We start from the raw sequence: 19,615 nt of genomic DNA, 5'->3' as shown, positions 1-19,615 counted from the left end.
ACTAATACTATGCCGTCATCCCTAAAACGTGAAGATGAAATTGATAAAGCCTATGACTTTAGCCCTGCTGCTCGCAGCCTAAAAGAGAAAGAGCAATTATCTAACGGTGAACCAACGAAGTCAGAGAGTAATTCCTCTGCTATTGCAAATGCAGATAATCCTACTGACATTGCCCGAGCTGCTGAGCAAAACCCAAGTGCCAACTATCTCAATAACGTCACCAAGCCCACAAAGCCTGGTGGTGGCTCAACAAAAGCAAAGGTTTTTGATTTCCTCAAAAAGAAAGGTCCTCTCGGCGTTCTCGCTGGCGCTGTGGGTGTAGGCGGCTTCTTTTCACTCGGCCCCGTGGGACTTATGCATGCGGTTCAGATCATAAAAGACAAAGTAGACACGATGTCTTCGGTACAGGAGCCACGTTCTCATGGCTTATTACTATCCCGAATCTTTGGCGGTACCGACACCGCAACGGCTGGTAAGTGTAGTCAGGGAATTAAGATGTTTTGCCGCTATAGCTCTATGAGTGAAGATCAAGCAAGGAAATTAAATGAGGCTGGCTATTCACTCATTGATAAGGATGGTAACTATGTAAATCCAGATAAAGATGGGCGTTACTCTGGTGTGAAATGGTTATCGACTATGAAGGATGATGGTAAGTTTGTCCAGGAGCGAATTAGTGCTAAAGACTTTCGCACCAAGCTTGCAAACGATACTACCTTTAGAGAAACTATGCGGGGGGTATATCCATCGCGGGCCGCCGTCTGGCGAGACAAGGTTGCGAGCACATTTTTCAAGGATAAGCGCCTTATACGTGACCCGAAGTGGACAACCACAAGTGAAGATGATGATCCAAAAACTCGCGCCAAAGAAGTATCAAAAAATCTAGCTGAAGCCGAAACTGGTGGCGAGGATCTCACTCAGGGGCAAAATGGGGGTGACTTTAGTGATGCCGTAGAAGAAGAAAAACAGACCCTAAAGACTGACCTGGAAAATGGTCATCCAGCAGGTACTCCAAGCGATATGGGAGAGATAATGAACCATGCACCCTACGAAAAAAAGCTTGGATCAAAGGTATGGGAGGGTATTAACGGTGCATTAAATCCTGCGGCAATTGTTACTGAGATGTGCCAAGGGCATCAATATGCAAAGATTATTGTTGATCTCGCTAAATTTGCGGGTATCGCTGTAGCAATGCGTTGGGCAACGCAAATTATTTCGTCTGGCGAAATGGTAATGGCGGGGGATGCGGCAACGAGTGATGTGTCTATACCGATGGAAATCCTGCAGAGACCAGATGCAAACGGAGATAATTTCGGGGATTCGACTGCGTATAGTTGGAGCGCGTATGATAAGCCAACTAACACGCCTATCCAAACAGGCATTACGGGTGGTGCCATTTTATCAGCTCTCGTAGCGTATCTTCTTTTCATGAATAAGTTATCATTTACAATGCCTGGAACGGGGAAGAGTCTCGGTTTTAATGATATGTGTAATGTTGCCACTACTGGTGCCTTTCAATTCATGACCGCTCTTTTATCGGTTATTATCCAGGTAATACTTGCTATCACAACGCTAGGAACGGGCAATGTCGCAGTAGAAGGCGCAATGGCTGCCGCAAGAGGGAGTGCAAAGGTACTCATAAATAAGATCGTCGAGCAGGTCGTCAAAAGAATTACAGAAAAATTAGCCAAAGATGCCATCAAATCTACCTTGAAAGACGCGGGCAAGCAACTTGTCAAGTTTGCCGCCTCACTTGTCGGATCTTTCCTCATTGGCTACATCATCGAGCGATATTTCGTTCCGTATATTGCTCACTTGGCCACGGGCACCGTCATTACCGGTGAGGAAAATGGTGTTGCTGCCTTTGATACTCTCGCCATGGGTGCGGGTGCCGCTGCGGGCGGTATCGCACTTTCACGGGCCCTCACTCCACTCAGCAGAAAAAGTTACCTTGCATTTGCCGGCTATAACGAGTCATACATCGCTCAGTACTCTGTAGATCAAAACACCGCTGCTGGTACCTTTGATTTTAACAACCCCTATTCTACGGGAAGTGTAGTCGCAAGCTCGCTCAGTAATTTCTTTTCGAAGTTCAATATTATTAAGTACCCACAGCTTATCGGTCACTTGCCAACGTCGCTCTTTTCATGGTCTGGCGGCGTTCAACTTGATACCGCTATGGCAGACATATCAGATAGGGAGAAGTTAATGGATGAATGCGATGATCCTGATGTAAAAGAAAAGGGTCTCGCTACTGACCCCTATTGTAATGTCATCTATGGTTTCAATGACGTAAATATGCTAGAAAACACCTCGCCAGAGTCTGTAGCGACCTTTATGAAAGACAATAACTATGTCGACAATGACGGTAATCCCGTTGCTGGTTCGGCGTTTGATACATTCAAGAAGACATGTATTGATGGTGCAAACGAAAAAGCAATCAGCACAGTTGTGCCTGATGAGAAGCGACTTCCTGCCGAATGCTATGATGAGCAAAAAAATGCCACGACAATGGTGAAAATGTTCAGGTTATATTTGATTGACCAATCAGTCGTCGACGGCATGGAGACGGGCATTAAGCCGCTTGCAACCGATACTACGAGTGCGGCAACGAGCCAGTCCACGTCAACTGCAATTGGTGCTGGTACTGGAAAATTCACCGATAATGGCCAAGTGGTCGGTTTTGACAACGTCTATTATAACGCAATGGCGAGTGAACAGGCTGTGGGAGATACCCTAGAGGGAGCTGGCCAATGTGCGCGAGTTACATCCTATATCTGGCATGGAACAGCAACCCGCTACGGTTACGCATGTGCGATAGATCTTTGGAATCAAAACCCCGACAAGCAGCACACTGATCGAAACCCTCCAAAGGGCGCTATACTCCTCTACACAAAAAGTAGTTGCGGACATGTCGTCATCTACCTTGGCAATAACAAGGTTCTCAATGACGGCCATGTGCGCGATGCTTCGTTTGTTGAGAATAACTGGGGACAAACTTACAAGGGGTGGGTTGATCCAAACACGCTCGGCTGGACATCGGTAAAAACAACAAATATAACGTCGCTACTGAGTGATTTTAGGAGAGGCACCTAGATGAATCGACGAGTAGTTATTATTGCGACTGGTTTGGTGTGTATTCTTGTAATTTCAGTGTTAGTAGGAGTATATTTTTCCTCAAAGTCGGCTGTAGATCGTGAGAGTATTTTAGGTAAGCTCCCCCCCTATACTGACGCGGAGTTTGTGCAGGGACTCAGGCCCTTTATTTCTGAGCGTTTTGAGGATTGGAGGGTTGTGTCTGTCGAACCATTTCAAAACGGATGGTATATCGTCACCTACAAATCTAGTCAACCCGATGAACCCTACGAGATATATCGTCTCCTAGAGGATAAACAGCCAAACGAAAGAGGGTTTACTTCATACAATCCGTTTAAATTATCCTCTGAGCAACGGAAAAAAATACCACAGGAGGTGCTCGATGCACTACCAAAGAGTCCCTACTAAAACCTCTGTGTTGTTTCGCGCCGGTGTTTGGCTTCGAACACTATTCCTTAGTTTGCTTATCACCGTCTCTGGTGTACCTGTCTCGGCGTTAAGTGAGGCAGATTACTCAACAAACAACATTTTTATCTATCAAAAGGGTGGTAACACGTCATGTAGCAGCTCAAGCTCTGGTAGCCAAGTTTCCGGTAGTGGTAACGTAGCAAAAATGTGGAATTACTTTATTTCAAAGGGCCTAAGTGACCAACAGGCTGCCGGTATTTTGGGAAATATTCAACAAGAGAGTGGTTTTAGCCCATTTCGCCAAGAGGGTACTTACATAAATGATTTTACTAAGGGCGGTTATGGGATCGTTCAGTGGACGGGGCCGCGCAGAACCGCGATTGTCGACGCACTTACCTCCAAATACCCCGACATTATGGCAAAGTATTTTAATAAACAGTACGGTGGAGCAACCTCCAAAGCAAATGGGTATGTTCCCGAAGGTATATCAGTTGAGGACAATGATAAGATTCTTGCCGTTGAGCTCGATTTTCTCTACCAAGAAAGCACGACACGAACGGTTCGTTCTGGGTATGGCGTTAGTGGCGCAAGTGAGTGGGACTCTATCAAGGCGGCGTCAAGTATAAAGGCAGCCTCTGATGTTTGGCTTTATAGCTTTGAACGACCATTGGACCAAAGTCCAGCTCATGCTCAAAAGCGTGCCGATAATGGTCAAAAAATATATGACGAACTCAAAGGAACTACTCCATCGGCAGGAGCAAGTACGACAACCGGAGGTACAACTACTCAGTCAACCGGTACCTGCTCTCCTGACTCACCTATTACCCCCGGTGATCTCTCTGCCGCAACGCTCGCGTACGCTTGGCCCCAATATCACACACCCCCCTACACCACTCGCAAACCAGAGTATGCCACTGCTGCTGACAAGGCACAAAAAATAGGTATGTATATTGGAGCAACGGTGGATTTTTGTGCCAAGAGGGGAGATGTGGTTGATGGAGTAGCTGTTGATTGCGGGGCGTTTGTAACAAGGCTCGTTATCGATAGCGGTTGGGACACAAGTTATAACTATAATGGGAAGTTGTCTGATGGTGCTGGTCCAACCGATACTCAAAAGAATTGGCTCGACGCCCACTGGCAAAACCTCGGAACCGCTTCGTCTATCGATACCGCCACGCTAAAGCCGGGTGATGTTGCAATTTCAAGTGGTCATACATTTATTTACGTCGGGACTATAAGTGGGTTCGACAGTAAAATTGCTTCTGCCTCACTCTGTGAAAGGGCACCAATGGCGGGTCGCGAAAGTTTGACAAAAGATGGTTTCACCTGGTATAGGAAAAAGTAGGAGGATGGTATGGAAACTCAACGATTTTTAACGGTTCGTACTATAATCGCCACCAGTGTAGTGCTATTGCTTGGGGTGTGTATCATCTTCTTAGTTCCTCTTATTACTAGGGCGGGCAAACAGGCTATTGGTGTGTATGTTGCACCAAAAGATTCAACAGTGATGGTGGATGGTTTAAAGACATCTGATAAAACCCTTTATCTGACCCCAGGCACTCACCGTGTTACCGTGACAAAAGATGGGTTCTCTCAATCAGTACAACTCTATGAGGTAAAAGAAGGCAAGAGTAGTGACGAACAGGTTATCACAGCGATGCTTGAACCAAAGAGCGACGACGCCAAGAAGTGGTATCAAACAAACACAGGAGAGTATTTGATAGTCGAGGGCGTAATAGGTAATAAAATAAATCATGAGGGTGATACGTTTCGTAGTAAAAACCCAATTGTCGATAACCTCCCCTATAACACAATGTTATATACTATCGGGTACAAGAATGATCCTTCTGATCAATCGGGGAGTTCGATCATTCTTACTATCTCAGCGCCGGCCGTCTATCGAAACGCAGCCATAAATCAGATATCGAACTGGGGGTACAACCCTGTTGATTACAAAATTGTAATAAATAATGAAAGAAATCCTTTTACGCCATGACGCAAAAAAGAATCATCGCAAGTATTATTAGTATTGTCTTAGTTATTGGGGTCGCCCTGGGTGTTCGTGAGTTATTGCGTTACCATACGATATCTTTTACTTTTGCGTCCACCGTCTCGGGTATTGATGTTTATGAAGATATTGAGTACAGCGACAAGCCCAGTGTTATCGCACAGCTATCGTCAGCAGGGAGTGTACGACTAAAAGAAGGTCAGTATTATCTGATACCCAAGGGAAAGGATATAGCACAAGATAAAATAGGCTTTTCTGTTTCAAAGGATGAAACTGTCGCTGTTGACCCGTCGTATTCTGCTCAACACCTTGGAGGTCTCGCTACTGCTGAGCAGCCGGCTATTACCTCTCTCCTTACTAAACAGTATTCCGCTGCCATGGCAGGTTATGAGATTGATAGTGTTACCCTATACCAAAAAGGTGAGTGGGCTGGGGTAGTGCTAACACCAAAGGGAATGGATCGACAAAACCCATCAAGCTATTATCGTGCTGTTGCACAAAAAATGAATGGGGTTTGGAAAGTTATCGGCTCACCCCAGGTCGTGCTCACTCTCGATAATACGCCGGGGGTTCCGCGCTCAATTTTGATCGCCGTCAATACTATCGGTCTGAGATAGGGCTATCTCGATTTGTGTGGTCTGTGCGGGTACTGTTTGAAGTGGGTGTGTCGACGTAATAACAAGTTGTTTGTTGCGAAATAAAACGAGCAACATCTGTTGCCTCTCATTATCAAGTTCTCCATATACATCATCGAGTAGAATTATTGGCGAGACATTCTTCAACTTTTCGATCATACCTGCTTCGGTCGATTTTAGTGACAAAATAAGTGTTCGTATTTCTCCGCGCGACGCAGTCGTATCTGCATCGTGATGATTGAGGCGAATAGTGAAGTCGTGACGATGTGGCCCTACTGTGGTGGTATGGTAACGAACATCTACATCAAAAGATTTTTCGATCGCACTAAGTAATTCTGTTGTCTGTGTTGGGCCATGAGTATACAAAACCTTAACACTATTCGCTGACCCTGCCACTTCGTTGTAGCGTTCTTCAAGTGATGCATCAAGAATTGCCAGATATTTATTTCTCAAGTTAATGATCTGAGAACCTGTATCGCTAAGAATGATATTCCATGGAAATAGCGCATCACGAGTCGGTCGATCTCCCTTTAGAAGCTTATTTCGCTGCATAAGTGCTCGATCGTAGCGCCGGAGGATGCTAGTGTAGTGGGGTTCAGTTTGGCATATCAACTGGTCTATATAGTGCCGCCGTCGCGCTGGCGATCCACTAATAAGTCTTAGGTCATCTGGAGTAAATAATACGACCGGAAACTTCTGTTTCACCCCAAGTCGGGCTGATATTTTTGAATCGATTGTGAATATTTTTTTTTGGTTTATATACCGGACCGCTCTTGTTATTTGTGGGTTGTCGCTTACGAGATCAATTTTATACCACTCTTTTTTATGCTGTACGATATCTTTATCGACTCCCTTGAAGCTTGTACCCATAAGGGCTATGTGGATTGCTTCGAGGGCTGCTGTTTTACCCACCCCATTATTTCCATACAACACAGTTATGGGAGAAAAATTATAGTGGGAATCTCTGTGGTTGCGAATGTGTTTAATTCGAACATGAGAGATCATATATTTAACTCTTTAGCGGCATAATGATGTGGATATAGTCGGAGCTTTTTTCTGAAGAACTAATCACACAAGGTGCGAGACGGCCACTAAACCGGAAAGTGATAGACGGTTCATCGATAACAGATAGGGCATCGATAATATATCGAGAATTAAGGGTAATTTGCCCGTCATTCGTGATAACTGCTTTGGCGGAGGAGGTGTTCTCGCCATATTCAGAGGCGATGGACTGGATGGTAAGTTGCTGGTTTTGTTCCTCGGCCTGGACAGTAATGCTTCCGCCGGATTCACGAGCGAATAGACCAGCTATTTTGACGAGTCTCATAAATTCGCTCGTCTCAAGTGTTATCCCTGTTTCCGATGAGGAAGGTATGAGCTGCCGATAGTCGGGGTAGTTTCCATCGATAAGTCGACTTGTAATCTCGGTGTCACCGACGCGAAAGAGTACCTGTGAGTTATCGATGAGTACTTCTATTTCCTCGGTCGACTCATGGATAGCACGAAGCACTTCTTGAAGACTTGAGGAGGGGATAATAGCGGATATCTGGCTAGTTGTCTTGAGAAGCTTTTTTTCAGCAAGTCTATAGCCGTCGGTTGCTGCCAGATACAGCGACCCATCAACCGAATGCCAATAGACTCCTGTTAGTACGGGGCGTGTGGTATCGCTGCTGCTTGTGATGATTGTTTGTGTTACTGCCTGCTTGAAATCATTAGTATTGATGGAATATTTGACAGTGTTTTTTACGGAAATCGATGGTAATTCTGGAAATTCTTCCGCATCAATACCGTTTATCACTGAATTGAAGGTACCGGCACTGATTGACATCCGATTTTTCTTGACACTGATTGAGATAGTTCCTTTAGGCAAGCTTGCTACAAATTCCGATACAATACGTGCTGGAACAGTGAGTGAGCCTTGCTTTACCACTTTTGCTCCAATATAGACAACTGTTGCAATCTCAAGATTTGTTGCCGCAATAAGTAGCCGAGTGCCTTCCGTGCGAAATAAAATATTACCAAGGATGGGAAGCCCCGCTCGACTTGTCGCAACTCGACTGGCTGCAGAAAGAGCCTTCGTAAGATTTTCCTGAGTGACAGACAGTTCCATTACTATTATTCCTTTCTTTTTATAAATCTAACCACGGTGACTTTAATAGTAGTAGCTGTGGAAAAGCTGAGAAAGTCACCAATCCAAAGAGATATCTTGTGTGGATGGAGCGTGGACACACCATCGGAAAAAGAGTAGAGAGTTTTAGTATAATGCTTCAATTTTCCCCACCAACCTTCCGTGAAACGAACAACTGGTCCGCTAGTTGGGGAAGTATATCCCCCAACCTCACCAGGACAGGTCCACAAGCAATTCACAGATTGTACACAAAAGTTATACATATAGTTTATCCCTAATCTCCGCTACCTGTTCACGAATTAAGAAATCAAGTTTGATTGAACGCTCAATCTTTTCGACAGAATGGATTGCGGTCGTATGATCTTTTCTCCCCAGTTCATTTGCAATCCGCGGGAAACTGAGATGGAGCTCACTCCTTAGGAGATACATCGCGATCTGTCGTGGCACGACGATATGTTTGTCACGCTTTTCGCCGCAAATCTCTTTGCTGTCGATCTGAAAATGTCGCGCCGTTTTATCAATTATCTGTTTTGCGGTGACATGTTGTGGACGAGAGTGTCGCACATTTCCGATCAGCCCCTCTGCAGTGGTAATGTCTGGTGAAACGCCGCGCATTTCGGCATATGCTAACAGTTGATTGAGAGCACCTTCAAGCTCTCTGATGTTTGTCTTAATATTTTTTGCAAGATACTCGATTGTTTCACGCTCAAGGACAATCCCCGCGGCAGATGCCTTGGTCTCGACGATTGCGCAGCGTGTCTCAAAATCAGGCATCTGAATATCGATTGCCATGCCCCACTCAAACCGACTACGAAGGCGTTCGGTTAATGTTGGGATGCTACGAGGAGGTTTGTCGCTTCCGATAATGATCTGCTTGTTTGACTGATGAAGCGCATTGAATGTATGAAAAAATTCCTCCTGGGTCTTTTCTTTTCCGGCAATAAACTGCATGTCATCAACGATGAGAACATCAACATTACGATACTTATCTGAAAAACCTGCTTTTTTGAAGCGAATACTTTCCAAAAACTCCTTAACAAAAGTTTCCGAACTAATATAGACAACACGTGTTGATGACTTATTTTTTACTATTTCATTTCCTACCGCCTGGAGAAGGTGAGTTTTTCCGAGACCAACCCCCCCATAGATAAAAAGAGGATTATATTTAGTGCCGGGGTTTGCGGCGACAGCTTGACAGGCGGTATATGCCAAATCATTACTCGAGCCAACAATAAAACTATCAAACGTATATCGAGGGTTTAAACTAGTGGTTTGCTGAGAGGGCAGGTGTTTTTTATCGAGAAGATCATCAACTCGATGGTCTAACTCACTATTATTTGCCGTCGTCTCTCTACTAATAATACTTTTTTTCACAGTCTTAACTACGTAAGAAACGCGCAATGGCTCAACACCATTTTTTTTCAATATAGAGACAATTTGATCATTAAATTTCACTTCAAATTGACGGATAGCAAAAACATTTGGGACACCAACGACGACTCGATCACTAGAACATTCGAGCAACTCGGTGTTCTTAAACCACGTCGTAAAGTTTGCGTGAGAAACAGTCAACTCTATCTCACCCAAGACACTTTGCCACAACGAATGGTACATCTCCCTCACTCAACTTTCTTCATACAACAACAACTCTACTATACGGTATATAAAAGTTTTCCACAACCACTCAGTGACATTGAAAGTAGCAGAGAAAATAATACATATTTTTCCACAATTAACCACCTAATCTATAATACTGTGGATAAATAACGAAATGATGTGGAAAATTAACAAACAAACAAATAATATTGCTATTATTTCAACTACATCTTGAATAAATATACCCAAGGGGGTATACTGTCATACAAGATGCCAAAACGAACCCATCAACCACACACACGCCATCGTGCTAAAACTCACGGCTTTCGAGCCCGCATTGCGTCAAAAGCAGGACGAGCTGTCCTAAAACGACGCCGTCTCAAAGGTCGCGCCAAGGTCGCTATCTAGTACACGACAGGTGAAATAACAAACCGCCCACACCAACGAGGCGGTTTTTTGCTGTTATACTGATACTAGCATGATAGAAAATAGCTACCGGTTTCATGGACACGGATCACTAAAATTTGTGTATAAAAAAGCCGACACCTATCGTTCTCGGCTTTTGACGGTCAAATATATACACAACCCACACCGAGCCAATTCGCGGTTTGCTGTTGTTGTCAGCAAAAAAGTTCATAAAAGCGCCGTTGGCCGCAATCGAATACGGCGACGGATATATGAAATACTCAGAGCCGAGCTACCCCACCTCCAGTCAATACATGATATCGCGGTTATTGTGATATCAGGTGAGACACTCACCGCTTCTCATCAGGAGCTTGCGGAAGTTATCCAAACCGCATTTCGACAAACGGGTGTGTATAAACCCGTCGACCAGTGATATACTAGAATGCAGTAACCAGTGGAGTGATTATGTTTGAGGATGTCATTGTAAAACCTATCCTAAATGCTCTCGTGCTTTTATATAGCATTGTACCGGGAGGGGATTTTGGTGTTGCGATTATTCTATTCACGATATTGATTCGTACACTAATGTATCCGCTCGTGAGAAGCCAGCTTCATCAAAGTCGCACGATGCACAAGCTTCAACCGGAACTAGCAAAGATAAAAGCGCGCGCAGCCGGTGATAAACAGCAAGAAGCGAGCCAGATGATGGATCTCTATAAGCGTTATGGAATTAGTCCTTTTCGCTCAATCCTTATTCTTATCATCCAGCTACCAATATTTATTGGACTTTATCAAGTTATCCAGGTCTTTACTCTCCATATCAACCAGCTTGCCCACTACACCTATCCATTCGTTCAACAAATTCCTTCTGTAAAGGCGATTATTGACACTCCCGCTAGTTTCAATAACACCATGCTGGGAGTAATTGACCTTACAAAAACAACGTTCGGAAACCACGGTGTAGACTACATCCTTCTCCTCCTTGCCTTTATCTCTGCGGCGACCCAATACATCCTTACAAAGCAGACGATGCCGCAGTCAACCGTAAAGAAAAAGTTTCGTGATATCGTCGCCGAAGCGGCGGAGGGAAAAAGCACAAATCAAACGGACATGAATGCTGCCATGATGAGTGGCATGGCGAAGTTTATGCCTGCAATGATGTTCCTTATTATGATTAGTTTGCCGGGTGCTCTCGCGCTCTATTACACAGTTTCAAACCTTGTGGCCGTAGCCCAACAGCACTATCTCCTCAGTAAAGACACGGAGGAGCTTGAAATAATTGCCGATGAGAATCCTATAAAGGCCTCGAAAAAAATACCTAAGTCATCCCCACCTAGAAAGACAGAAGAGGCACACATTACGCGAATAAAAGCCAATGATACACGCAGGAAGAAGGAGAAGTAGGATGGACCAAGAACAATCAGTCGAGTTTGCACAAAAATTTCTGCAGGATATCATCTCTTTCTTTGGTGAGAATATTGCCGTTACAGCGAAAGCCGAAGACGATATCATCGAGCTATATATCGAATCATCTGATATCAACAGTATTCTTATCGGCAGGAATGCCGAGACACTGAGAAGCCTGCAGTATATGGTGTCTACGGCCCTGCGCAACAAAAATGCCGAGCTTGTGCGAGTCAACGTAGATGTAGCGGATTACAAAAAACAGCGTGAAGAAAAGATTGCCGAAAAAGCACGTGGTTGGATAGAAGAAGTGAGAGCAACCGGCAGCTCGCATATCGCACGCATAAACGCAGCCGATCGTCGAATTGTCCATCGAGTCGCTGCCGAGTACGAAGACATACGGACATTTTCAGAGGGCGAGGGGCGTGATCGGCACGTTATTATCGCCCAAAAAAGTTCCTAACCCTTTGAGTTGATTGCCCTAGTGTAGACATCATGGGTTTGTTGTGCCATTCGCTTCCAGGAATACTTCTTTATTTGTTTATGGCCACGATCAATTAACTCTTTTCTGAGGGTTGGATCGTCCAATACGCGTCCAATCGTTTGAGCCATATCATCGGTATTATTTGGATCAAAATATAGCGCGGCATCACCGAGTATCTCTGGTATACAGGTCGCGTTACTCGCGACAACTGGTGCCCCGTAGGTCATTGCTTCTAGACCAGGAAGCCCAAACCCTTCCATGAGACTAGGGAAGCAATAAGCTGCGCAGTGAGCATATAGCCAATCACGCTCCTCGTCAGAGATATAGTCAGTGAAATGAATATTTTTATAACCTTGCTTTTTGAAGAACGCCTGGTTTGCCTTCGCATCATCTTTTAGTCGACCTGCTAAAATTAGCCCAAGTGTTGGGTGGTCTAGGAGGAGTCGTTGATGTGCTTCGGCGAGACGGCGAATATTCTTGTAGTCGGCTTGCTGACCGACGTACAAAAGGAACTCACTAAAAGGAGTCTTGTAAACGCGCGGACGAGTCGGGCTAACATCCGCCGCCTCATACGTAACAGTTATTTTGCTGGGTGTAATACCGCTAAAAGATAATAAATCCCTTTTTGTGTACTGAGAGGGAACAATAATCCTGGTTGTATTGTGAGCTGTATAATAGAAGGCAAACCTCCCCACCAACTGCTTTATGTGATACACAAGCCAGTTTTTATCAGTGTTCCAGGTTTTGAGGAGGGTGAGATCATGAAATGTTGTAACCGACTTGCCGCGATAAAAGATCGGCTGTTGCGGCATAGTAAAATGTACAAGATCCGGCTTTAGTTTCTTAAGGTATCGCTTGAAGCCAAGTTGCTCACCGAACGAATAATTATCAAAATCAATCGTCCTGACACTAAAGTTTTTTGCTGTGGGTTTCCAGAAGTCTTTATCCTTGGTTGGGACAAGGATTGAATAGGTATTGGTAGTATCGATCTTTTGCAAATACGTCACAAGGCGCTCAATATAGCGCCCGGTCGAACTGTTTATATTGCGTGCTTCGATAACAATATGCATATCTTTTCTCGCTATTGAGTAAATGAGGTAAACCCAAGTCGGCGTTCTTCGCGCATATAAAATCCAGTTTCTGGATCAAGATGAGACAATACACCATCGACGATCTTTTTTGAAACATTCTCACCATAAATATTACCGACTGAGATCATATCTTGATTATTCATGGCCCCCTTTATGATACTGACGATAAAGGCACTATCAAATGGAGGAGCGGGGACATTTGCGCCTGCGATAAACGACTCACCCCTATCGGAGCCATATCGTAGTGTGACGCAGGGTACCCCAACAATATTTGCCTCTTCCTGAAAGCCGCCAGAATCAGAAGCTACCACCGCGCTGCGGCGCATGGCGGCAATAACATCCTTGTGGTATGCCCATGCCTCAGAGTAAATAAACAACTCGGGGTATTTCTTTACGAGGCTCATTACTTTGGTACGGAGTTTATATCGGTCTAGTGCCTGCTCTGTACCATTAAGCGACAGAAAAAGTACCCTGATACCATCTTTCACGAGTAGTTCAAGCGCGTCCATAATTGCAACAAAACGCATCCTGTCATTCAATGTTTCGCGCCGATGAATCGACACCATGACGAAGTTACCCGCCTCAAGGAGTGGGTAATGGCTAAAAATATCTGAGCTCTCAGCTTCTCGAAGCGCCTTAAGTGTGGGGTCTGCTATTGTGTTTCCTACAACACTTATCTTTGATTCCTCAAATCCTTCTGAAAGCAAAAACTCCTTTGTAATTTCTACAGGTGTCGCATAAAATCCCGAAGCTGGCTCGATCATGCGGGTATTGACTTGCTCGGGGTAGGGCTCCATACTACCGCGGCTATAGGTATCGATATCCTGCATCGTGAGGTAATACTCGTTCCAGTCAAATCGATTCTCTTTAAATTCTTTGTAAAAATAATGATAGATCGCTTCGCGCGGGGTGAGAGTACGGATACCCGCCTCGACGTGAACGCATGCAACCCCGTGAAGCATTGCAGAATAGGCAATTGCCGAAGCGGTTGATGTGTCACCATGAACATACGGAATAGGTATTTTTTTCTGTTCGAGCAAATAGGTTAAAATAGTGCCAAATTGATCAATCATTTGTGCTGTTTTTTGAGCGAGGCTGCCATCGATACTTAGTCGTACATCGACATCAAGGCCAAACTCTTCCTCAACACCACCACTATAACGGTAATCGTAATGTTGGCCGGTGTGAAATAGAAGCACGGTTTCGCCGCGCTTGATGAGTTCATGGTAGAGAGGGGCTTGTTTGATGATATCGGGCTTAGTGCCAATCGTGACAATATGAACAAAGGTTGCCTTGGCGACTTTATCGATCAACTTTTTGTTTATAAGATCGGACATAGATACCTACAGTGCATTAGTTCCTCCAGAATTTCTCATCCTATTATAAGAGTGTTTACGGCGAAACGCTAGAACCCAATTTACAACAAATACCTAACTGGTTGTCGGGGCGAGCTGTGATACACTGATGATATGAAGACAGTTATTATTAGTGGTTACTTCAGCCCGCTTCACGGTGGACATCTCGATCTCATTGAAGGTGCTAAGGCACTCGGTGATCGGCTGATTGTTATTGTAAATAATGACAAGCAGCAACTCATAAAAAAGGGGAAGATCGTACTCAATGAAAATGAGCGCTATCGAATCATGAAGGCGCTGCGCGCTGTTGATGAAGTGATACTAGCCATTGACAACGACCCACCAGTAGTCGAAACGATGCAGAGCATAGCTACTGACGAGAAGTATAAAGACGACCAGCTTATCTTTGCTCAGGGTGGTGACAGAGATTCCGATAAGTTTAACCCCGAGGCTACAGTCTGCTTACGCTACGGAATAGACATTGCCTATGGGGTTGGCACCTCTTTGAAGCAGTAACCTAAGGTTCTTTCTTTGCAAACACTAGTTTTTCGTAGAGGGTGTAATTCCATGAAAGCGACACAATGGTAGCAGCTAATTTGGCTGCAAGGAGTGCGAGTTGACCGTTGCTAAAGAGTGTGCCCCAAAGCGGAAGCGTCAGTTGTATAACAATGGTTTGTAGCACCCACAGTCCAAATAGGGTTACGACAATAAACAATGTCATCTGGCGTACAACATTGCCCTCGCGACCGTTAAACGTATAGAGTTTGTTTGCAAAAAAGCTGAAGCAAAAGGCAACAGAAGTTGAGACAACGTTTGCATAGCTAACCGGTACACCGAGTGACTTCAACACAAACAAGATGCCGATATCAAGCGCGGTGTTGATAATTCCCACCAGGCCGAAGCGACCAACTTGGCGCTTATTTTTTAGTATGATGCGCTCCTTCGTGATAGGTCTCGACGAAATACAGCGGGCGGCGCTTCGTTTCGTTAAATATTCGTCCTACATATTCGCCGATGATGCCGAGACTGAGGAGTTGAATACCGCCGAGAAACAATATCACTGCCAAAGTTGAGGCGTAGCCTGGCACGGTCGGGACTCCAAACAACGGACGAACAAGTAGGTAAACAATATACACAAACGCCACAAATGAGGTGAAAGCACCGACATATGTCGAGATGCGCAGCGGCGCAGTGGTGAGGCTGGTGATGCCATCGATGGCGAGATTGATTAACTTGCGATAATTTTGCTTTGCCATTCCCGCTGCCCGAGGATCACGATCATATAAGAGTTCTTTTTTCTTAAAACCAATCCAACTAAACATCCCTTTTGTGTAGCGCTCACTCTCTCTAAACTGCTTCATCGCCTCTACGGCTCGTTTACTAAGGAGCCGGAAATCGCCCGTATCAACCTGGAGTGGCACCAGCGTTGATGATTGGAGAATGCGGTAGTAGGTGCGGCTCGAGAATTTCTTGAACCACGTCTCACCGGCGCGACTGCGACGTTTTGCGTAGACGTCATCGTAGCCTTCTTCCCAATAGCGAATCATCTCTGGAATAAGCTCCGGCGGGTCTTGTAGATCGGCATCGATATTGACGACAGCATCACCTTTTGCGTAGTCAAAGCCAGCGATTAGCGCGGCTTCTTTGCCAAAGTTTCGTGAAAAATTAACGTACGAGATGCGGCTATCACTTTCTGCATAGGAGCGCAGCATTTCGTCGGTCTTGTCTTTACTACCGTCGTTGATGAATAACAACTCCCAACTATAGTTGGGCAACTGGCCAGTCAAGCTATCGAGCCGCTTCATGAGGAGGGGTAACACCTCTTCCTCGTTGTAGGCAGGCACAAGTATTGTAATCAACTTCTTCATATATGTTAGTATACGCTATTTCATCATCGATATAAGCTGGGAAAGATTAGAGGCAGTGACCGCACCTGAGCGGCCCAGGTACGTGGTCTTTGCCTGAGCGCTCTCGAGCGCATTAGTACCCAGGATGGCTCCAGCGTGGCCAAGTTGTACGCCCGGGGGAGCGCATTGCCCCGCTATATAGGCATACACTGGTTTACTCATTGATGACGCAATATAATCAGCCGCGGCTATCTCGGCAGTTCCACCGACCTCACCGATGAGTAGTATTCGTTCAACACCATCATCATGTTCAAATAGCTCGAGACAGTCCACGAAAGAGCTGCCCTGAATCATGTCACCACCGATGCCAATAATATATTTTTGGCCAAAACCAGCCCCTGTAAGCAGGCTCATCACCTCATATGTCAAGGTACCGCTTCGACTTACGACTGCGGTCGTCCCCACGGTAGAAAAACTACCAGGGATAATACCAAGTAGTTGCTTATCCGGCATCAGAACCCCGGGACTATTGGGGCCGATCAGTACCGACTGTGAATGGGCAAGTTGTTGCCGTATATACAACATATCGTGAACAGGAATATGTTCGGTAATACAGACGATAAGTGGGACCTGTGCTCTAATTGCCTCCATAACGGCGGCTTTTGCTGTGGGTGCGGGCACAAATATAACAGAGATATCGATCGAAATCGAGAACTGCTGCTTGATATCGTCAAGCGACGCAAAGACCGGTATGCCGCACACACGTGTACCAGCTTTTGATAGAGAAGTACCGGCGATAATCGAACTTCCATACTCAAGCATTCGTTGAGTATGAAATCTGCCCTGCCTGCCGGTTATCCCCTGTACCACTACTCGTTTTCCTAAAAAGACTGATTTATCCATTTTGAGATAGCTCCTTAATAGCTTCTTCGATGGTTTTATACAAGGTAATTCCGCTCTCGCCAAGAATTAATTCGGCTTCATTGGCATTTGTACCCGCGAGTCGAATATACAGCTTTGGTAAAGATGGTATTTGCTGCCGAGCCGCAATGATAGCTCTTGCCACATCGTCGCAGCGGACGATTCCGCCGAAAATATTGATAACGATCGCTGAAATCTTTGGTAGTTCCACAATTTTTTCAAAGCAATTAGCAATACTTTCAATAGTTGCGGCACCGCCAATATCCAAAAAATTTGCTGGCACCAACCCTGAGGCCTGAACCGTGTCAACAGTCGCCATTGCAAGACCTGCTCCATTTGCCATTGTTGCGACGGTACCATATTCGTTTAATACCACATAGTTGCTTGGTTTGCTCATTTCCTCAAACGACCAATCGGGGTGACGAAACGCGGCATCGTCATCAACGATCATTTTACAATCTGCCGTCACAAGGTCACCAGATGAAGTAAGAACAAGAGGGTTTATCTCAAGAAGAATGGCGTCCTGTTTACAAAATACTTGATAAAGAATCGCCACAAGTTCGGAGAGCAAAAAAGCTTTATTCTCTAGAGAGTATATCTCCGCCAGGGATTCACCAACCTTACTGAACTCGCGTTCGTCCAGCTGAGCGGTAAAAAAATCATCTCGTGATTCGATTTCGACGCCACCATGAGCGTGCGCAACTAGTTCAATTGAGGCTGTTAAGCGATTGAGCGACAGTGAAAGGTATAATTCTCGCTCAATCTCTAACTGTTCCTCGATCAAAAGGCTTGAAGGTGTGTAACCCCCTATAGAGAGCGAAAATAATGCCTGAGTTATGCCGAGAAGCTGTTTTTTACTCTCAGCAACCCATATTCCACCGGCTTCTCCTCTGCCGCCAGTAGGAACCTGTGATTTTATGACACAAGGAAAAGAAACAGTAGTAGGAGATGTGTCATGAGAGAAGATTCTGTAGGACGAGGGAGTGGCAACCCCTTCTCTATTGATAATCTCCTTAGCCTCATACTCTAGTAACAACATTTATTCTATTAGTATAAAATAAAATTTCTTTCATGTGCCACTATGAGTACAGATTAATCATCTTGAATCATTGACTATGGGTTAATTCTTGAGATCTTCGGTTGCTCTATATCCATCAAGGATAGTTTCAACATTACTATCCCAAGTGAGTGTGGCCAAATGCTTGCGTACCGCGTTATTGTCAAGGGGTGTTTTGATGGCGTGAATAATTTTAGACGCAAAGTCGCTTTCATCGTGTGGATTAGCATAGTGGATAGCTCCTCCGCCCGATTCGTGAAAAACAGGTATATCGGATGCAACAACCTTGCAGCCGCTTGCAAGAGCTTCAACGATGGGCATGCCAAATCCCTCATATAATGATGGCATAACGAATAGCGACGCTTTCTGAAAAAGAGCTGGAAGATCGGATTGATCAACAAATCCTACCTGACAAACCGTACCCACGTCAAGCGGCTCGTCGATCAGCGCTTGTGTTTCTTCAAATTTCCATCCCTTGCCACCCGCAATAACAAGTGAGTATGTGTTTCGGATAGAGACGGGGAGTAAACGATACGCTTTGATAAGCACCTTAAGGTTCTTTCTAGGTTCTAAGTTGCTAACAAAGAGAAAATATTTCCCGGCTGGAATGCGATAAATACTATGAACGTCCTTATTAGATTTTATAGAAAATTCCGGTGAAGGTGGAATCCTCGTCACTATTACCTTGTCATCACGTATCGCGAACACATTACATATCTCTTTTTTCATTGATTCTGAGACCGTGATGATAGTGTCCGCTCTAGTGATGCTGCGAGGAACAACTCTCCTCAAGTGAGCAAGATTCTTTCTCTCGACAACCTCTGGGTAGTTGATGTAGGTAAGGTCGTGTACAACGGTCATCACAGAGTTGGTGCGTAGGGTTGGCCATGTCGAGAAGTTTGTAAAAAGGGTAAGGTCAGCCTGTGGAAGGAGAATATCATAGGGAACGGGAAATCCATGACTGTACAGCTTTTCCATTAGTCGGTACAAGTAGCCCGATATTTTCTTTGATATGAAAATACGGGGTGGCGAGAGGACTACCTTACTTGAACCCTCGAAGGCTTGCCTTAGTAAATGTGAGTAATTACCCACACCGGAACGTTGGTTATCGTAGGGCGACGAGTCACATATGCGCAGCCGAAGACGATCCTTATTTCTCATAGGCTGATTATATCACTAGAGA

At 45.0% G+C, this 19,615-nt stretch carries 20 protein-coding genes; 10 read left to right on the top strand and 10 right to left on the bottom strand.

Going from position 1 to position 19,615, the window contains the following annotated elements; genetic code table 11:
* Positions 1 to 9: 9 nt before the first annotated feature.
* The 5 genes from L336_RS02700 to L336_RS02680 are packed head-to-tail and all read left to right on the top strand — an operon-like array spanning position 10 to position 6,126.
* Positions 10 to 3,093, top strand: a complete 3,084-nt coding sequence (locus L336_RS02700; protein WP_015641683.1) for a hypothetical protein — start codon at positions 10 to 12, stop codon at positions 3,091 to 3,093.
* Positions 3,094 to 3,501, top strand: coding sequence for a hypothetical protein (locus L336_RS02695; protein ID WP_015641682.1), 408 nt, complete (start codon positions 3,094 to 3,096; stop codon positions 3,499 to 3,501).
* Positions 3,476 to 4,846 carry a phage tail tip lysozyme gene (locus L336_RS02690; protein ID WP_015641681.1) on the top strand — a complete coding sequence of 457 codons (1,371 nt, stop codon included), beginning with the start codon at positions 3,476 to 3,478 and terminating at the stop codon, positions 4,844 to 4,846. Before L336_RS02695 ends, L336_RS02690 begins: the two co-directional genes overlap by 26 nt.
* Before the next feature lie 9 nt (positions 4,847 to 4,855).
* Entirely contained in the window at positions 4,856 to 5,497 is a 642-nt protein-coding gene (locus L336_RS02685; protein WP_015641680.1) for a peptidase associated/transthyretin-like domain-containing protein, read from the top strand.
* Positions 5,494 to 6,126 carry a hypothetical protein gene (locus L336_RS02680; RefSeq protein ID WP_015641679.1) on the top strand — a complete coding sequence of 211 codons (633 nt, stop codon included), beginning with the start codon at positions 5,494 to 5,496 and terminating at the stop codon, positions 6,124 to 6,126. Before L336_RS02685 ends, L336_RS02680 begins: the two co-directional genes overlap by 4 nt.
* On the opposite strand, the gene recF is transcribed toward L336_RS02680, so the two are convergent.
* The 3 genes from recF to dnaA all read right to left on the bottom strand — a co-directional run bounded on the left by recF (position 6,088) and on the right by dnaA (position 9,886).
* Positions 6,088 to 7,149, bottom strand: a complete 1,062-nt coding sequence (gene recF, locus L336_RS02675; RefSeq protein WP_015641678.1) for a DNA replication/repair protein RecF — start codon at positions 7,147 to 7,149, stop codon at positions 6,088 to 6,090. The genes L336_RS02680 and recF overlap by 39 nt on opposite strands.
* Positions 7,150 to 7,153: 4 nt before the next feature.
* Positions 7,154 to 8,254 (bottom strand): DNA polymerase III subunit beta, encoded by a 1,101-nt coding sequence (dnaN, locus tag L336_RS02670; protein WP_015641677.1) that lies wholly within the window; start codon positions 8,252 to 8,254, stop codon positions 7,154 to 7,156.
* 273 nt (positions 8,255 to 8,527) lie between these two features.
* Positions 8,528 to 9,886: a chromosomal replication initiator protein DnaA gene (gene dnaA, locus L336_RS02665; RefSeq protein WP_015641676.1), complete on the bottom strand. Its 1,359-nt coding sequence runs from the start codon at positions 9,884 to 9,886 to the stop codon at positions 8,528 to 8,530.
* A 252-nt stretch (positions 9,887 to 10,138) separates the two neighbouring features.
* Here dnaA and rpmH point away from each other — a divergent pair, with 252 nt between their 5' ends.
* From rpmH to L336_RS02645, 4 genes are all read left to right on the top strand, one after another.
* A complete protein-coding gene (gene rpmH / locus L336_RS02660) occupies positions 10,139 to 10,276 on the top strand; it encodes a 50S ribosomal protein L34 (RefSeq protein ID WP_041191248.1) in 138 nt (45 codons plus the stop codon).
* A gap of 70 nt (positions 10,277 to 10,346) precedes the next feature.
* On the top strand, positions 10,347 to 10,706 hold the full coding sequence (gene rnpA / locus L336_RS02655; RefSeq protein WP_015641675.1) for a ribonuclease P protein component: 360 nt from the start codon (positions 10,347 to 10,349) through the stop codon (positions 10,704 to 10,706).
* A 32-nt stretch (positions 10,707 to 10,738) separates the two neighbouring features.
* On the top strand, positions 10,739 to 11,677 hold the full coding sequence (locus tag L336_RS02650) for a YidC/Oxa1 family membrane protein insertase (RefSeq protein WP_015641674.1): 939 nt from the start codon (positions 10,739 to 10,741) through the stop codon (positions 11,675 to 11,677).
* Between the two features lies 1 nt (position 11,678).
* Positions 11,679 to 12,140 carry a Jag family protein gene (locus L336_RS02645; protein WP_015641673.1) on the top strand — a complete coding sequence of 154 codons (462 nt, stop codon included), beginning with the start codon at positions 11,679 to 11,681 and terminating at the stop codon, positions 12,138 to 12,140.
* Here L336_RS02645 and L336_RS02640 read toward each other — a convergent pair.
* Positions 12,137 to 13,231: a glycosyltransferase family 4 protein gene (locus L336_RS02640; RefSeq protein WP_015641672.1), complete on the bottom strand. Its 1,095-nt coding sequence runs from the start codon at positions 13,229 to 13,231 to the stop codon at positions 12,137 to 12,139. The genes L336_RS02645 and L336_RS02640 overlap by 4 nt on opposite strands.
* Positions 13,232 to 13,242: 11 nt before the next feature.
* Complete coding sequence (locus L336_RS02635) at positions 13,243 to 14,589, bottom strand: UDP-N-acetyl glucosamine 2-epimerase (RefSeq protein ID WP_015641671.1); 1,347 nt, start codon at positions 14,587 to 14,589, stop codon at positions 13,243 to 13,245.
* 132 nt (positions 14,590 to 14,721) lie between these two features.
* On the opposite strand from L336_RS02635, the gene L336_RS02630 reads away from it, so the two are divergent.
* Entirely contained in the window at positions 14,722 to 15,123 is a 402-nt protein-coding gene (locus tag L336_RS02630; protein WP_015641670.1) for an adenylyltransferase/cytidyltransferase family protein, read from the top strand.
* Between the two features lies 1 nt (position 15,124).
* Here the strand turns inward: L336_RS02630 and L336_RS02625 are convergent, their stop codons facing one another.
* The 5 genes from L336_RS02625 to L336_RS02605 all read right to left on the bottom strand — a co-directional run bounded on the left by L336_RS02625 (position 15,125) and on the right by L336_RS02605 (position 19,593).
* Entirely contained in the window at positions 15,125 to 15,499 is a 375-nt protein-coding gene (locus L336_RS02625) for a GtrA family protein (RefSeq protein WP_015641669.1), read from the bottom strand.
* A 25-nt stretch (positions 15,500 to 15,524) separates the two neighbouring features.
* A complete protein-coding gene (locus L336_RS02620) occupies positions 15,525 to 16,475 on the bottom strand; it encodes a glycosyltransferase family 2 protein (protein ID WP_015641668.1) in 951 nt (316 codons plus the stop codon).
* Between the two features lie 15 nt (positions 16,476 to 16,490).
* Positions 16,491 to 17,357, bottom strand: a complete 867-nt coding sequence (locus L336_RS02615) for a succinate--CoA ligase subunit alpha (RefSeq protein WP_015641667.1) — start codon at positions 17,355 to 17,357, stop codon at positions 16,491 to 16,493.
* Positions 17,350 to 18,414 (bottom strand): ATP-grasp domain-containing protein, encoded by a 1,065-nt coding sequence (locus L336_RS02610; RefSeq protein ID WP_015641666.1) that lies wholly within the window; start codon positions 18,412 to 18,414, stop codon positions 17,350 to 17,352. The genes L336_RS02615 and L336_RS02610 overlap by 8 nt, the downstream gene beginning before the upstream one ends.
* An 81-nt stretch (positions 18,415 to 18,495) precedes the next feature.
* Positions 18,496 to 19,593 (bottom strand): glycosyltransferase family 4 protein, encoded by a 1,098-nt coding sequence (locus L336_RS02605; RefSeq protein WP_015641665.1) that lies wholly within the window; start codon positions 19,591 to 19,593, stop codon positions 18,496 to 18,498.
* Between the last annotated feature and the right edge of the window lie 22 nt (positions 19,594 to 19,615).

The organism is Candidatus Saccharimonas aalborgensis (genome assembly GCF_000392435.1).
GTDB classification, from domain to species: domain Bacteria; phylum Patescibacteriota; class Saccharimonadia; order Saccharimonadales; family Saccharimonadaceae; genus Saccharimonas; species Saccharimonas aalborgensis.
Note: the sequence above shows the minus strand (reverse complement) of the source record. Positions and strands in the feature narration are given on the sequence as shown.

Coding starts and splice junctions, on each gene's coding strand:
- L336_RS02690 (WP_015641681.1), top strand. CDS start 3,476: ATGCACTACCAAAGAGTCCCTACTAAAACCTCTGTGTTGTTTCGCGCC.
- L336_RS02650 (WP_015641674.1), top strand. CDS start 10,739: ATGTTTGAGGATGTCATTGTAAAACCTATCCTAAATGCTCTCGTGCTT.
- rnpA (WP_015641675.1), top strand. CDS start 10,347: ATGATAGAAAATAGCTACCGGTTTCATGGACACGGATCACTAAAATTT.
- L336_RS02620 (WP_015641668.1), bottom strand. CDS start 16,475: ATGAAGAAGTTGATTACAATACTTGTGCCTGCCTACAACGAGGAAGAG.
- dnaN (WP_015641677.1), bottom strand. CDS start 8,254: ATGGAACTGTCTGTCACTCAGGAAAATCTTACGAAGGCTCTTTCTGCA.
- L336_RS02610 (WP_015641666.1), bottom strand. CDS start 18,414: ATGTTGTTACTAGAGTATGAGGCTAAGGAGATTATCAATAGAGAAGGG.
- rpmH (WP_041191248.1), top strand. CDS start 10,139: ATGCCAAAACGAACCCATCAACCACACACACGCCATCGTGCTAAAACT.
- L336_RS02695 (WP_015641682.1), top strand. CDS start 3,094: ATGAATCGACGAGTAGTTATTATTGCGACTGGTTTGGTGTGTATTCTT.
- dnaA (WP_015641676.1), bottom strand. CDS start 9,886: ATGTACCATTCGTTGTGGCAAAGTGTCTTGGGTGAGATAGAGTTGACT.
- L336_RS02615 (WP_015641667.1), bottom strand. CDS start 17,357: ATGGATAAATCAGTCTTTTTAGGAAAACGAGTAGTGGTACAGGGGATA.
- L336_RS02685 (WP_015641680.1), top strand. CDS start 4,856: ATGGAAACTCAACGATTTTTAACGGTTCGTACTATAATCGCCACCAGT.
- L336_RS02640 (WP_015641672.1), bottom strand. CDS start 13,231: ATGCATATTGTTATCGAAGCACGCAATATAAACAGTTCGACCGGGCGC.
- L336_RS02645 (WP_015641673.1), top strand. CDS start 11,679: ATGGACCAAGAACAATCAGTCGAGTTTGCACAAAAATTTCTGCAGGAT.
- L336_RS02700 (WP_015641683.1), top strand. CDS start 10: ATGCCGTCATCCCTAAAACGTGAAGATGAAATTGATAAAGCCTATGAC.
- L336_RS02680 (WP_015641679.1), top strand. CDS start 5,494: ATGACGCAAAAAAGAATCATCGCAAGTATTATTAGTATTGTCTTAGTT.
- L336_RS02635 (WP_015641671.1), bottom strand. CDS start 14,589: ATGTCCGATCTTATAAACAAAAAGTTGATCGATAAAGTCGCCAAGGCA.
- recF (WP_015641678.1), bottom strand. CDS start 7,149: ATGATCTCTCATGTTCGAATTAAACACATTCGCAACCACAGAGATTCC.
- L336_RS02605 (WP_015641665.1), bottom strand. CDS start 19,593: ATGAGAAATAAGGATCGTCTTCGGCTGCGCATATGTGACTCGTCGCCC.
- L336_RS02630 (WP_015641670.1), top strand. CDS start 14,722: ATGAAGACAGTTATTATTAGTGGTTACTTCAGCCCGCTTCACGGTGGA.